The sequence below is a fragment of the Vibrio sp. D417a genome (assembly GCF_030248595.1).
GTDB classification, from domain to species: domain Bacteria; phylum Pseudomonadota; class Gammaproteobacteria; order Enterobacterales; family Vibrionaceae; genus Vibrio; species Vibrio alginolyticus.
The window spans coordinates 224,241-237,922 of sequence record NZ_JAHGAM010000001.1 but is presented as its reverse complement, the minus strand read 5'-3'; the positions used below and the strand labels follow the sequence as shown (position 1 = coordinate 237,922).

13 protein-coding genes are annotated in these 13,682 nt (G+C 48.0%); 8 read left to right on the top strand and 5 right to left on the bottom strand.

The genetic code is table 11. The annotated features are described in order from the left end of the window. Window positions 1–22: 22 nt before the first annotated feature. The gene (locus KI742_RS01135) at window positions 23–934 is read left to right on the top strand and encodes a LysR family transcriptional regulator (RefSeq protein WP_029852941.1); all 912 of its coding nucleotides are present in this window, start codon (window positions 23–25) and stop codon (window positions 932–934) included. On the opposite strand, the gene KI742_RS01130 is transcribed toward KI742_RS01135, so the two are convergent. After that, a complete protein-coding gene (locus KI742_RS01130; protein ID WP_262606700.1) occupies window positions 887–1,822 on the bottom strand; it encodes a LysR family transcriptional regulator in 936 nt (311 codons plus the stop codon). The two genes, KI742_RS01135 and KI742_RS01130, sit on opposite strands and share 48 nt — an antisense overlap. A 199-nt stretch (window positions 1,823–2,021) precedes the next feature. Here KI742_RS01130 and grxB point away from each other — a divergent pair, with 199 nt between their 5' ends. Continuing rightward, window positions 2,022–2,651, top strand: coding sequence for a glutaredoxin 2 (grxB, locus tag KI742_RS01125; RefSeq protein WP_029825713.1), 630 nt, complete (start codon window positions 2,022–2,024; stop codon window positions 2,649–2,651). Window positions 2,652–2,661: 10 nt separating this feature from the next. Next, window positions 2,662–3,786: an alkene reductase gene (locus KI742_RS01120; RefSeq protein WP_213901421.1), complete on the top strand. Its 1,125-nt coding sequence runs from the start codon at window positions 2,662–2,664 to the stop codon at window positions 3,784–3,786. An 82-nt stretch (window positions 3,787–3,868) separates the two neighbouring features. Here KI742_RS01120 and KI742_RS01115 read toward each other — a convergent pair whose 3' ends face one another. Genes KI742_RS01115 through KI742_RS01105 form a run of 3 tightly spaced genes read right to left on the bottom strand, consistent with a single transcriptional unit; the run spans window position 3,869 to window position 6,246 of the window. Beyond that, entirely contained in the window at window positions 3,869–4,927 is a 1,059-nt protein-coding gene (locus KI742_RS01115) for a zinc-binding dehydrogenase (protein WP_213901420.1), read from the bottom strand. A 4-nt stretch (window positions 4,928–4,931) separates the two neighbouring features. Further along, on the bottom strand, window positions 4,932–5,444 hold the full coding sequence (locus KI742_RS01110; RefSeq protein ID WP_132937007.1) for a 2,4'-dihydroxyacetophenone dioxygenase family protein: 513 nt from the start codon (window positions 5,442–5,444) through the stop codon (window positions 4,932–4,934). Window positions 5,445–5,484: 40 nt separating this feature from the next. After that, window positions 5,485–6,246, bottom strand: a complete 762-nt coding sequence (locus KI742_RS01105; RefSeq protein WP_132937006.1) for an SDR family NAD(P)-dependent oxidoreductase — start codon at window positions 6,244–6,246, stop codon at window positions 5,485–5,487. A gap of 131 nt (window positions 6,247–6,377) precedes the next feature. Between KI742_RS01105 and KI742_RS01100 the strand changes: the two genes are divergently transcribed. Then, window positions 6,378–7,400 (top strand): AraC family transcriptional regulator, encoded by a 1,023-nt coding sequence (locus tag KI742_RS01100; protein ID WP_132937005.1) that lies wholly within the window; start codon window positions 6,378–6,380, stop codon window positions 7,398–7,400. 20 nt (window positions 7,401–7,420) lie between these two features. On the opposite strand, the gene KI742_RS01095 is transcribed toward KI742_RS01100, so the two are convergent. Further along, a complete protein-coding gene (locus KI742_RS01095) occupies window positions 7,421–8,854 on the bottom strand; it encodes a PLP-dependent aminotransferase family protein (RefSeq protein WP_081248204.1) in 1,434 nt (477 codons plus the stop codon). A 271-nt stretch (window positions 8,855–9,125) separates the two neighbouring features. On the opposite strand from KI742_RS01095, the gene doeA reads away from it, so the two are divergent. From doeA to KI742_RS01075, 4 genes are all read left to right on the top strand, one after another. Then, entirely contained in the window at window positions 9,126–10,313 is a 1,188-nt protein-coding gene (doeA, locus tag KI742_RS01090; RefSeq protein ID WP_005373780.1) for an ectoine hydrolase DoeA, read from the top strand. Between the two features lie 54 nt (window positions 10,314–10,367). Beyond that, window positions 10,368–11,375: a N(2)-acetyl-L-2,4-diaminobutanoate deacetylase DoeB gene (gene doeB, locus KI742_RS01085; RefSeq protein ID WP_005373782.1), complete on the top strand. Its 1,008-nt coding sequence runs from the start codon at window positions 10,368–10,370 to the stop codon at window positions 11,373–11,375. 123 nt (window positions 11,376–11,498) lie between these two features. Beyond that, the gene (locus tag KI742_RS01080; RefSeq protein WP_005373784.1) at window positions 11,499–11,978 is read left to right on the top strand and encodes an Lrp/AsnC family transcriptional regulator; all 480 of its coding nucleotides are present in this window, start codon (window positions 11,499–11,501) and stop codon (window positions 11,976–11,978) included. A 155-nt stretch (window positions 11,979–12,133) separates the two neighbouring features. Further along, window positions 12,134–13,654, top strand: a complete 1,521-nt coding sequence (locus tag KI742_RS01075) for an NAD-dependent succinate-semialdehyde dehydrogenase (protein WP_285384957.1) — start codon at window positions 12,134–12,136, stop codon at window positions 13,652–13,654. Window positions 13,655–13,682: the final 28 nt, after the last annotated feature.

The following is a 13,682-nucleotide window of genomic DNA, read 5'->3' as shown; positions in this document are numbered from 1 at the left end:
TCGTTCTTAGAGGGGAAAGAAAATGGACAAATCTCTGCAGCAATTTTTACTGGTTGCACGCTGCCAAAGCATCAGCGCTGCGGCAAGAATGGCAGGGTTAAGCCAGCCAACGGTAACAAGCAATTTAAAGAAGCTGGAAGAGAATCTCGGCGTAACGCTGTTTGAACGCCATCCTAATGGCATGGTGTTGACCGAATACGGACGCATCCTCTATCGCCATAGCAACGCGATGCAGCATGAATACAACCAAATGATGCAAAGTATTGATGAACGGAAACAGTACCAAGTCGGAAAAATTAAAATGGGTACTGGCGATGCGTGGTGGCCGCTATTCGTCAAACAAGCACTCAATGAACATCTGACCAAGCAGCCTTCGGCATCTACGCACGTCGAATTTGGCAACCACTTAGGCTTGATGGATTCATTAATCAACGAACAGATTGAATTCTTCATCGGCCACGAGATTGTCGGCTTGTCGTCTAAATGCGATGTTACGTTTATTCCACTATTTCAAACGGTTGATGCCTATTTTGTTTCCTCAAACCATCCACTGCTAGGGAAAACCGTCACCGAAGAAATGCTGCACGAATACCCCGCTCTTTCGGTCACTTATGACGCTAAGAAATTCGCTCACGTCATCGATAACCCAATCCCGAAACAAAATGAACGCGAAAGGCAGCAACTGGATGACAGACCGACTTACGAAGTGGATTCTCTGCTCGCCAGTATTGATGTACTGAAAGAAAGCGTCGCGGTGATGTCTTATACCCGCCATCTGCAACCGTATTTGGAATCCTTTGGCTTACGATGCTTAACCATGGAAAACGAACCAAACCCTGGCACCGTCGGGATTTATCGCCACCGCCGAGAAACCTCTGAATCGCATCTAGATCTGATTGCTGGCATCACTCAGCGCGCTAAATTGCTCAACTAGAAAGTCCAAAAACAGGCGAACTCTTTTCGGTTGATATTGGCGGCTCTGATAAATGACATGCAGATCCGCTTCAGCGCCTTGCGAGAAGGCGCTGAAGTTTTTCATATACCCATCCAAAACCGTTACTAAACATTGTTGTTTGAGGTCTTGCTGAATATCTAAAATCGATTTCAACGCAATCCCCGCACCGTCCAACGCCCATTGTCGAATCACTTCACCATCATCAGAAAAGCGCTTTGGCGTAACCGTGATCGTTTGGTGAGACTCTTCATCTTTAAAGTGCCACGTTTTTAATTCTTCATTGCTGCGCACCATGGCTAAGCAGCGATGATCCGCGAGATCTTGTGGACAGTTTGGGACACCTTGCTTCGACAAATAATCAGGTGACGCGCACAGCACGCGTTGACTCGACGCCAGCCTGCGCGAAATGAGATTGCTGTCTGCTAACTCGCCGTAACGAATCACCAAATCGAGCCCCGATTCAGCCAAGTTCGATAAATTGTCATTAAGATAAAGATAAGGCGTCACATCCGGATATTGCTCAGAAAAAGCCGACACCATCGGCGAAATAATTTGTTTGCCAATATCTCGTGGAGCTGAAATTTTCAACGTTCCGCGCACTTCCGAAATACCCGTTTGCAGTAAGTTTTCCGTCTCTTTCACGCTATCAATGATGTTCAGACAAGCTTGATGGTACATTGCCCCTGCGTCCGTGAGTGATACGTGGCGTGTGCTTCGGTTGAGCAGCTTTACGCCATAGCGTTCTTCTATCGCTTGCAGCCTTGCCGTTACCGTCGCCGGAGACAAACCTAACTCCCTTCCCGCCGCTGCCAGACCTTGATGTTGAACGATGCTGACAAACAACGTCATATCCGAAAACTTATCCATCTTCGCGCCCTTATTATTTGGAAAAACTGAATAATCAATTCAGATATAACCCAATTATCAAATTAAGTCGAATCCATATACTGACCCTATCAACATTGTTTAGACCCAGAACGTTATGTGACAGGGCAAAGTTAAACGCCGTAACGCTGTTCAACGCACAACAACACGCCCTGCCCAGCCAAGAGATAGGAAACAAAAAATGAAACTGTACATTTATGAACATTGCCCCTTTAGCGCCCGCGTCCGTTTTGTTGCAGGCATGCTGAATATTCAACTCGACGTCATCAACATTGCTTATGACGACGAGAGCACCACCACAAACATCATCGGCGCAAAACAAGTTCCTCTTTTGATCAAAGACGATGGTGAAGCCATGGCGGAAAGCTTAGACATCATCAACTACTTCCTTGAATTGGCATCTTCCAATGAAAGCAGCCAACCCTCAGCACCGGTTTTAGACTGGCAAAAACAAGCGTTTTTACCGCTACAAAAAGTCGGATATCCGCGTTGGTCAAACATGACGTTACCGGAATTTGCAACAGAAACCGCTAAACAAGCATGGCGTGCAAAAAAAGAAACCGAAGCGTTAAATTTTGAAGCCTTGATTAACGATACACCAGCGATTGCGAAAGAAGTCGCCGCTTTGATAGAACAAACCAAACCCTTGCTCAACCTAAGTTCAGAAAAGCAAACGTCACTGGTTGATCAAGCCATTATGTTTTCCATTCTACGCGGCTTTTTCAGTGCGCCCGAAGTGCAATGGGATCCAGCCGTACTTCACTGGATGGCAACCGCTCGTAAAGCGACCAACGTGCCAGTACTTATCTAAGGAGCGCAACATGAAACAAAGAACAAATAAGCTGTTTGAACCAGCTCAACTGAAAGCGTTGTCACTACAAAACCGCATTGTCATGGCACCAATGACCCGCGCACGCACCACTCAGCCGGGCAACATCCCGAATGAGATGATGGCAACGTATTATCAACAGCGCGCTTCTGCCGGGCTGATCATTTCCGAAGCCACACAAATTTCGGACGATTCTCAAGGCTATTCGTTCACACCTGGCGTTTACACCGATGCGCAAGTGGCGGGCTGGCAAGGTGTGACCCAAGCGGTCAAATTACAAGGCGCAGCGATGTTTTGTCAGCTATGGCATGTGGGCAGAGTGTCTCACCCAACATTCCAAAATGGTGAACAGCCTATCGCACCATCTGCGCTCGCTCCGGTAGAGACGCAAGTTTGGATTGCAGATGAACAAGGCAACGGCAATATGGTCGATTGTGTTGAGCCACGCGCAATGACACAAGCGGATATCAACCGAGTTGTCGGTGATTTCGCGAACGCAGCCAAACGCGCCGTTGAATCGGGTTTTGATGGTGTAGAAATCCACGGCGGGAATGGGTATCTGATCGATCAGTTCTTAAGAACCAACTCAAACCATCGAACAGACAACTACGGCGGTTCACGAGAAAATCGTATCCGTTTTCTTATCGAAGTGGTGGATGCAGTTATCGCCGCTGTTGGTGCGCATCGAGTTGGAGTGAGATTGGCACCATTCATTACGTTTAAAGATATGGACTGCCCAGATATCGTGCCAACGATCCTAGAGGCATCAAAACAGCTACAGGAGCGCGACATTGCCTACTTGCACTTGTCCGAGGCCGATTGGGCCGATGCACCAACGATTCCTGAGACGTTTCGAATCGAACTTAGAAAGCGCTTTCGCAACGCTATTATTGTTGCCGGTCGCTACGATCCTCAACGAGCAAACGAAGTATTAGAGAAAGGTTACGCGGATCTTGTCGCATTCGGACGGCCATTCGTAGCAAACCCAGACTTAGTCTCTCGCTTGCAACATCACCATCCGTTGGCAGAACTCGATGGCTCAACGTTGTTTGGCGGAAACGAACGAGGCTACACCGATTACCCTGCTCTGCAACAGGAATGCGCAGAACAGGCCTAACAAAAAAGCCCCAACCTAGCTGCTACGGTTGGGGCTGTCACCAAACTAAAATTGGTTTTAGCTAGCTTAATCTGGCTAAGAGTTAAATCACTTCTAACGCGCCGCTGCGCCAAGGTTCGATAACGACTTTGATGTGATCATTTGGCGTCATTAACTTTGTAAATGCGTCTTCGACACCATCGATTCCCACTTTGGCGGTGAGCATTTTCTGCCAAGGCAACTTATGTTCGGCAATCGCTTGTAGGCATTGCTCAAACTCGTGCGGTTGGTAGTAGTAAGAGAATCTCAAATCGAGCTCTTTTACCGTCGCGTACGCGTAGTTGATGATTGCAGGTGTAGTATGGATACCCGAGATGACGATTCGCGCTCGGGCAGGGGCGCGGCGCAGAAAATCGTCAATCAAGGTATGCTTGCCCACACACTCATAAATGACCAGACGTGAGTTCATCGCGTACTGCTCACCAACGGCGATCTCGTCTTCCTTGGTCGGGTTGATCAATCGATTTGCGCCAAACTCACTAGCAAGTTGCAGTTTCTCTTCCTGAAGATCGACCGCAAGAATATTGCTCACGCCACGTTGTTTCAGTGCAGCAATCACCGCCAGCCCTATAGGGCCGCAACCGACAACCAGCGCGGTTTCTTCCGTTTCGATTTCACTGCGATTGACCGCGTGCAAACCGACCGCCAGCGGCTCGGTTAACGCCGCCGCCTCAGACGGCATTTCGTCTGGGACAGGCAGCAATAACGCTTCATCAAGCAGGAAGTACTCAGAGTAAGCACCATAAGTACCCGGAGTAACACCAACGCCTGCGCCATTTTGACTGAGCAACATCGGCACAGAGGTGACTCGGCTACCAACGGACAACGTTTGCTGCGTACCGGCACCGTATTCGACAATTTCCGCACAGAACTCGTGCCCTAACATCACTTGAGCGTGCTCACCGGATTCATCAGGCATCAACCCGAGCTGGTGGAATACATCAAATACCTCATCCGCGTGTCGAGTAATGTGAAGGTCGGAGCCACAAATGCCACAGGCAAGGCTGCGAACCAACACTTGTCCCGCTTCGGGTTGAGGGATTTCGACTTGCTGCAGGCGGACTCGGCCATCCTGCATTACAATACTGTTCATCTGTTGCATGGGGTTACTCCGCTAGCTCATCGCTTAGGCCAGCAATCGCACCCGGTTTGATATAGCGCGCAGTGAAGCCTTGCGCTTTGGCAGCGGCAACCACCACTTGCTCAATCCAACCTGCATCCATAATGTTGATGAAGTTACCCTCTTCGTCAAAGTTAATGTTCGCACCTTGGATCACCATAAAGCCATCAGCACCACCCGACTCTTCTGGACAGTGAAAGGTATGAATCGAACCACCTGGCTCATACAAATAACTACCAGCGGTTTGGGCTTGGTCTGGGTATTCAATGTAGTGCCAAGCGCCACTCAGTGTATAGAAATGCACCACACCAGTATGGAAGTGCTTAGGTAAAGTCACGCCCGGCTTGAATTTGGCACGAATCACCCAAGTACCGTTTTCTGGGTCAAGAAACAACGGGTAAACATCCACACCCGGTAACGCGTCTTTGATGAGCGACTCCTCATTGGTATTAAGAGTTAATAAGAAATCTTGGTGCTGAATAACTTCTGGTAATGACATAACTTACATCCTCGCTATTGCTGTAATGTGGCGTACTCGCCTATCCCATAAGTGGGTACTTAAAATTCTCGAAACCGTCAGATGCGCTAATGGTGCAGCCGTTGATACAGTTGGCTTTCTCGCTGACCAGAAACGCCACCACATCAGCAATCTCTTCTGGTTGTGTGAAGTTTTGACGCATCTGTTCTTTGCGGATGTGGTCCCACAGGCCAATCTCTTCGTATTGCCTTAACATCGGAGTATCAACGCGTCCCGGAGCGACAGCGCAAACACGAATACCCAATGGTGCGAGTTCTAATGCGGCGCATTTGGTCATCATATCGACTGCGGCTTTACTGACGTTGTAGGTAAAGGTCATCTCAGACGCCATTCGTGCGTAAACAGAAGAAGTATTGAGGATCACGCCCGGCGTGCCTTGCGCTTGGAATTGTCTTCCAGAGGCAAGAATGCCGTAGTAAACGCCATTTTGGTTGACCTTAGAGATCGGCTCAAAATCGGCAATTGGGTCGTGGTCAAGCAGAGGTTTCGGTGCACCGATGCCCGCGTTGTTAACCATGATGTCAAGCAAGCCAAACTGTTCAACCGCGTACTTCACCATAGCTTCAACTTGTTGGTAATCGGTGACGTCCGCGACAAAGGTTCCCAACTGCTTTGGGTCAAAACTTGTGTACATTTGCAGTGATTGTTCTGAAATATCGACAGCAAGCACTTTGGCTCCTTGCTCTCTCAGCTTTGCAATGATGGCTTGGCCAATTCCACCAGCTGCCCCAGTCACAATGGCCGTTTTATTGATAAGTTCCATACACCTTCTCATCCACGCGTTGTTGTTATCAAAATGTAACCTAGATCAACTCACTGACACTCACTTGACCTTTTGCGAAGTAAATTTGATACATTACGATTTACAACCTGTTAACATTTAAAAATCGAGACATGTATATCGTACGAAGTGGCGCTGCCGATAAATTTGATAGCTTGGTTTCCGAACTGGGGCAGAATCCGGTTGAGATTATGGCTGCCGTCGGGCTGTCTGCGGCGCAGTTTCGCAATCCCGATACGTATCTCGCCTACCCTAGGCTGGCTGAATTGCTGGAGGAAGCGGCTGCTCGTTGTCAGCAACCGCTGTTTGGCGTGTTGCTCGCCGAGCGTCAAAACCTACAGAGCTTGGGAGACTTGCCAATGCTGGTTTCCCGGGCGCAAACGGTCGGTGAAGCCTTGGCGCGGGTGAATGATTTTCTCTATCTGCATTCGTCAGGGGTCACTCTCAACATGACGCCACAAGATGATTGGGTACGGTTGTCGCTCAATATTGATGTGCACAGCGAACGAGGTATCGCACAGCTGATGCAGCTCAGTGTGTCGCATCTGGCGATGTTTATTGCCAGTCTGCTTGATATTGAAGCAAGTCACTTCGCGCTACATTTGACTCAACACGCAACATTGGAAGTAGAAAAAAGCAAGTTTGCCCAGCAGAACAAACTGCGTTTCAGTGATAAGTTTGACGGTATCCTACTTAAAGCGACTCTGCTTAACGCTAAGAACCACCAAGATGAAGACGCACTAGAGCGCCATTTTCAACAGCACCTCAAAGAGCTGCAAACCCGTTACCCCAACAATCTCAGTGACCAAGCAGCAAACATGATTGGCCGTCTGCTCTCAACCGGAGAATGCAGCGTTGAGCGCGTTGCAAGAGCATTGGACCTGCATCCGAGAATGCTGCAAAACAAGCTGAAACAACAGGGCACAAATTATCGGCAGCTTTTACAACAAGTGCGTCAGGATTTCGCCGAACAGCGATTGCATGAGAATATTCAGAGTATTACCGATATCGCGTTGCAACTGGGCTATGCAGAAACTGCGGTCTTCAGCCGCCACTTTCGCCGTTGGACGGGGAAATCGCCGAGACAATGGCGACAAGAAAAAACTCAGTTACAAACGTTTAAGCCCATCAGATAAAAGCATAGATAACCTATCGCTCAGACCAAAAAGTGTGAGGTGGGAGGGTTGGTATCGAGAATTTCAGCAATCACAGATAACCCGTGTTTGATGTAGCCTCGGTTTGTTTCTGCTCCCAAGCTGATTCGCACGTAAGGCATTGGCTGATTAGTATCGAGAACAAACGGTTTATATCCAGTGATCTGCACCCCTGAACGCTTTGCCGAAGCAACCAGGTCATCGCTATTCCACTGCTCGGGTAGTCTCAACCAAATGTGCTGTCCATTCGGGTGCGAGCTATAAACATGCCCTTCTAAAGCGGCTTTTGCTATTCGCTGTCGCTTAGCAAACTCATTGACTTGAAAGCGAATAAGTCGATTTAACGTACCGTTTTCGATCCACAAATGAGCGACTTCAAATGGTAATGGAGTCGCAGACCAACTCGTTGCCGCTAAACGACCAATCGCGTGCTGCAAAAAATGACGTGGGACCGTCAGATAGCCAGTGCGCATGCCTGGCGCTACAACTTTGGTTAAACTGGTGACATAGAAAGCTTGTTCGGGTAACAATGTGGCAAGGGGTGGGACACGGTTAGGTTCTAGTGCTCCATACACGTCATCTTCAATTACATAGATGTCGTATTGCTGCGCAATATTCGCTATCGCCTCTCGGCGTGCAACATCCATATGCGCACTAGTCGGGTTAGCCATGCTCGGTGTGCAACACAATACCTTGATTGGTTTGTGTTTACATGCCCATTCAAATGCATCCGGCGTTATACCAAACTCATCCATTTCAAGTGGTTGCAACTTAAATCCAAGCATTCTCGAGCGAGAGATCAAGCCATGATCAACCAAGTGACCACAAGCAACTACATCACCGTGTTCAACAACTGTGCTTAAAGCCAACGTTAAACCATGGCATGCACCATTTGTGAGTAATATTTGATCGGCACCTACATCCAGCCCTTGGCTACTTAGAAATCGTGCTCCTGACTCAATATGATGAGGCTGACCTGTTACCGGCTTTGCTTTACTGATCAAACCACGATTGTTTGTTTGCCCAGCAATCTCCATTAACGCCTGATTAAAAAGCGTAATGTGGCGATCGGTCACCACTGGATGTGCAATCGACATATCAATTTCATCCGGCGTTTCTTTCATCTCTTGTGTCAGCATGAACTCCGTGTCCGTACTTTCATCCACAAAACCTGATTTGACAAAAGTACCATTCCCAACCCAAGACTCGATCGCCCCTTTTTTCTCTGCATAACCATATGCATGGCTCACCGTTTGTACGCTGACGCCAATTTGCTCTGCAAACTCACGATGTGTGGGTAATCGAGTCCCCGGTTTTAGATAACCACTGCGGACACATTCGACAAGATAGTTACCAATGGAGATGTATTTAGCGGTGCCTGGCCGAATGATCGGGTTCAAAGAAATTGTCATGACACAATATTTTAATTGATTCATTTTTAACGCTCATTGTAACTTCCATTTAACAAATGGCGAACTTTAACTCACAAAACGAGGTGAAATGCACAAAAATAAACCACAATTGTAATGATTGACATGAAATGTATGGGTTAAACAAACATGTTAAACAGCATCGTTCAATCCAAATACAACCCCAGAGGTAAATTGCAATCATTTTTAACGCAGATCTGGCTAGCTGGTAGAAGGTAGAAATACCTCAGCGTCTCCGAAGGCCCATAAGGCGTCGGATTTCTAACAAGGAGAAAATATGAGAGGCGTTGCTTTGCATTTTACACTGGATGAGTTCCAGGATCGGTTAACGAAAGTTCGGCAATCAATGGAAGAAAGAGAATTGGATGTCCTTATCATTCATGACCCTTCTAACATGGCGTGGCTGACAGGCTATGATGGGTGGTCTTTTTACGTGCCACAATGTGTCGTTGTTGGTCCATCTGATGAACCCGTTTGGTTTGGACGCTGCCAAGATGCCAACGGAGCATACAGGACTGCGTATATGTCGGCAGAAAACATCACCTACTATCCAGACCATTATGTAATGAATCCGCCGCTACACCCGATGGATTTCCTGGTCGAAGCCGTACTGGCTCCGCGCCTTTGGGATCGTGGTCGTATCGGTGTAGAAAAAGATAACTATTACTTTAGCGCCACCGCTTACGAATCACTCACTACGCACCTACCGAATGCTCAACTTCTCGATGCAACCGGACTAGTCAACTGGTGCCGCGCCGTTAAATCCGATCAAGAACTGGCATACATGTACCGTGCCGCTCGCATTGTTGAAAATATGCACCGCGTCGCGTTCGACATGATTGAACCAGGATTACCGAAACACCACCTTGTTGCCGAGATTAACCGCCAAGCCGTGCTCGGGCATGAAGACCACTTTGGCGATTACACCGCGATTGTGCCGCTTTTGCCATCAGGTTCTGATGCTTCCGCACCTCACCTGACTTGGGATGACAGACCCTTCAAGAAAGGCGAAGGGACGTTTTTTGAAATTGCAGGGGCGCACCGCCGTTACCATTGTCCACTCTCACGCACTATTTTTCTTGGCGAGCCTGACGACAAGTTCAAACGAGCCGACGAAGCCCTAACTTTAGGACTTGAAGCAGGCCTAAAAGTGGCAAAGCCCGGAAATACCTGCGCCGACATCGCCAATGCACTAAACCAGGTTCTCGATAAAGCGGGATTCTCACGCGAAGGTGCCCGTTGTGGCTATCCAATAGGTTTGAGCTACCCGCCAGATTGGGGGGAACGAACCATGAGTTTGCGAGACACCGATAAAACCATCTTGAGAGAAGGCATGACATTCCATTTTATGCCGGGGCTGTGGTTCAAAGATTGGGGGTTAGAAACAACGGAAAGTATCGTCATTACCCATGATGGAGCAAAAACATTGTGTGACTTTCCACGCCACTTATTTGTTAAACACTAATTTTTCAAACCTTAAGCTCTGTTGAGCCAGGTCTGAGAACTAAAAGGACTTGATATGCAAAAAAGCTCGATCACAGCCACCATAGACTTTGACCGAGAAGGTGTACAGCACGGCTTTTTAACGCTGCCCTATTCACATGACGACTCCGCTTGGGGCAGTATTATGATACCTATCACCGTGATCAAAAATGGTCACGGACCAACCGCACTGCTTACTGGCGGTAATCACGGAGACGAATACGAAGGCATCACCAGCCTGCTAAAATTGACGAACTCGCTTCAGGCAGATCAAATCCAAGGTCGTGTCATTATTGTACCCATGATGAACTTACCTGCGGTACAAAATGCCTCACGTACGTCGTTTATCGATAAAGGGAATTTAAATCGCAGCTTTCCCGGCAACCCCATAGGCACAGTGACCGAGAAAATTGCGGATTATTTTACTCGTTACCTAGTTCCTAAGTGCGATTTTGCGTTAGACATTCACTCAGGTGGTAAAACGTTAGATATCGTTCCGTTCGCCGCTGCCCATCGTCTCGACAATCTCGATCAAGAAGAAGCCTGCATATTAGGTGCAAAACTGTTTGGCGCACCTTACACCATGATCTTGCTCGAAATGGACGCCACCAGCCTGTATGACACTGCCGTGGAGTCTCAGGGAAAAATCTTTGTTACCACCGAACTAAGAGGAGGCGGAACCAGCACTCCAGAAACCATCGCTTATTCCGACCGTGGCATTCGCAACTTCTTACGCTTCTCAGGCAACTTGCCCGGTGACTACGAACAACCAACCCAACCAACTAAGTTATTAGATATGCCTGATGCAAGTTGTTATGTGCAAAGCCAGCACCACGGCATCACAGAATACTTATTTGATCTTGGCGATACCGTCAAAAAGGGAGATGTATTAGTGAGAATCTTCTCGACCGAGCGCACAGGTACCGCCCCCGTTGAGTACAAGTCACAGCGCAATGGTATTTTCGCGGCGCGTCGTTTTCCTGCTATGGTGAATATCGGTGACACTATCGCAGTTATAGCCGAAGACTGCGGCGAGATAGGCTGATTGAAAAGCCAACTAAAGAAATCAAAACAAATGGCATACCAGAAGCAAACTGGAAAGCACCTTATAACAGCGACCAGTCATCAGCCTTTATGAAATGATTAGTATTCAACAGGGAGACTCATAATGCGCCTCGATCGCTACGACGTAAAAATTCTACAAATACTTCATGATAATGGTCGTATCACCAAATCTCACCTTGCCGAGGCCATCAACCTATCCGTGAGCCCTTGCTGGGAGCGCGTCAAAAAACTGGAAGAAGCAGGCATCATTGAAGGCTACGGAGCAAAAGTAAATACCGATATTTTGTTCAAACGAACGTCAGTTATGGTTGAAGTTACGCTCAAAGAACACAACGCCCAAGCGTTCAAACGCTTCGAGCAACTGGTTCAACATTCACCAGAAGTCACTGATTGCTATGCCACGGGCGGTGGTGTCGATTACATCCTTAAAATTCAGTCAGAAGATATCGACCAATATCAGCGGCTTATCGACAACTGGTTAGACTCAGATGTGGGCATTGAGCGCTACTTTACTTACATTGTGACAAAAACAATCAAACGTGATGCGGGCACATTCGAAGTAAACCAAAACGCTTTGTTATAAAAGGGAAAATGCGCATCAGGCGTTAACAGAAAAAACACCATATTTAACGGCACTAAAAAGAAAGTTCTGACGTTTTAAACCTCGGTATCAGAAATTATTTCGGTCACTTCTCCATTACAGTTTCATTATGGACAACGATGCTGGGAGAAGGACTCATGACAGCACTGCACAGCTTACACGCTGAAGAATTAAAAGCCTCGCACGACATGATGGCGATAATGAAAGACGTACGTTTGGTGAGAGGTTTAGCGTACGTGAATGGCAAATGGGTAAGTGGTGATCAATTTCATCCGGTGGATAATCCAGCAGATGGCACGGTCATCGGTTACATCACTAAGCTATCTCAGCAACAACTCTATCAAGCGATTGATGAAGCCGACCAAGCCTTTCGTCAATGGCGAAAAATGCAAGCAGAAGAGCGCGCTGAAATTCTCATGCGTTGGCACGACCTGATTCTAGAATCAAAGCAAGATCTTGCTCATTTGATGGTGATGGAGCAAGGAAAAACACTAGGTGATGCTGTAGGTGAGATTGACTACGGCGCATCCTTTGTTCGTTGGTTTGCCGAAGAAGCACGCCGCTGTTATGGCGAAACCATCCCAAGTCATATTCCGAATGCGCAGCTATCAACGGTGCGCGAGCCAATTGGTGTCGCAGCACTGATTACGCCATGGAACTTTCCTAATGCCATGATCACACGCAAAGCCGCAGCCGCACTAGCAATAGGCTGTCCGGTGCTCATTAAGCCCGCCAGTGAAACGCCTTTTTCTGCGTTAGCGTTGGCAGAGTTAGCAGACCGAGCTGGCTTTCCACCTGGTGTATTTAACGTGATCACTGGCGATGCGGTGATGGTGTCACAAACCTTGTGTCACTCCGATAAAGTCAAAGCGCTCTCGTTCACAGGCTCAACTCGAGTAGGCAAACTGTTGCTACGCGACGCGGCACAAACCGTGAAGAAGTGCAGTATGGAGCTCGGTGGTAACGCTCCTTTCATCGTGCTGCCAGATATGGATGTCGAGCAAGCAGCCAAAGCCGCCGTGGATGCGAAGTTTCAAGCCGCAGGACAAGACTGCTTGGCCGCAAACCGTGTTTTCGTCCCTGACGATAAGTACGAAGCGTTTTTGGAAGCGTTTGCCAAAGAAATGAGCCACATCGTTTTGGGCAATGGTTTAGACGAAAAAACCACCATGGGACCACTTATTAATCGCACTGCGGTGGATAAAGCGCATGATTTGGTGCGTGACGCGCTCGACAAAGGCGCACGATTGGTAGCGGGATACCACCAGCCCGTACCAGGCGAAAACTTCTTCGCGCCGACATTGCTAGCCGATGTCACCCCTGAAATGGCGGTGTATCGCGAAGAGAATTTTTGTCCTGTGGCAGGCGTATTGCCTTACCAAGACTTAGATACCGTGATTGAAATGAGCAACGACACTGAATACGGCTTAGCTGCCTATGTTTATGGTCACGATATCCACCAAATTTGGCACTGCATGCGCGGTTTGGAGTTTGGCATGGTGAGCGTGAACTCCGTCAAAATGACAGGGCACCCTATCCCATTCGGCGGCGTGAAACAGTCTGGTCTTGGACGAGAAGGAAGCCGTCACGGATTTGAAGAATACAGCGAAATCAAATACTGCTGCTTAGGCGCTTTACCAACCGTCAGTGGCAGTTGAGACACGAAATATGGATATCCAATTATTC

Bases quoted from the DNA above. Each gene is read 5' to 3' on its own strand.
- KI742_RS01135 (WP_029852941.1), top strand. From the start codon at position 23: ATGGACAAATCTCTGCAGCAATTTTTACTGGTTGCACGCTGCCAAAGC.
- KI742_RS01130 (WP_262606700.1), bottom strand. From the start codon at position 1,822: ATGGATAAGTTTTCGGATATGACGTTGTTTGTCAGCATCGTTCAACAT.
- grxB (WP_029825713.1), top strand. From the start codon at position 2,022: ATGAAACTGTACATTTATGAACATTGCCCCTTTAGCGCCCGCGTCCGT.
- KI742_RS01120 (WP_213901421.1), top strand. From the start codon at position 2,662: ATGAAACAAAGAACAAATAAGCTGTTTGAACCAGCTCAACTGAAAGCG.
- KI742_RS01115 (WP_213901420.1), bottom strand. From the start codon at position 4,927: ATGCAACAGATGAACAGTATTGTAATGCAGGATGGCCGAGTCCGCCTG.
- KI742_RS01110 (WP_132937007.1), bottom strand. From the start codon at position 5,444: ATGTCATTACCAGAAGTTATTCAGCACCAAGATTTCTTATTAACTCTT.
- KI742_RS01105 (WP_132937006.1), bottom strand. From the start codon at position 6,246: ATGGAACTTATCAATAAAACGGCCATTGTGACTGGGGCAGCTGGTGGA.
- KI742_RS01100 (WP_132937005.1), top strand. From the start codon at position 6,378: ATGTATATCGTACGAAGTGGCGCTGCCGATAAATTTGATAGCTTGGTT.
- KI742_RS01095 (WP_081248204.1), bottom strand. From the start codon at position 8,854: ATGAATCAATTAAAATATTGTGTCATGACAATTTCTTTGAACCCGATC.
- doeA (WP_005373780.1), top strand. From the start codon at position 9,126: ATGAGAGGCGTTGCTTTGCATTTTACACTGGATGAGTTCCAGGATCGG.
- doeB (WP_005373782.1), top strand. From the start codon at position 10,368: ATGCAAAAAAGCTCGATCACAGCCACCATAGACTTTGACCGAGAAGGT.
- KI742_RS01080 (WP_005373784.1), top strand. From the start codon at position 11,499: ATGCGCCTCGATCGCTACGACGTAAAAATTCTACAAATACTTCATGAT.
- KI742_RS01075 (WP_285384957.1), top strand. From the start codon at position 12,134: ATGACAGCACTGCACAGCTTACACGCTGAAGAATTAAAAGCCTCGCAC.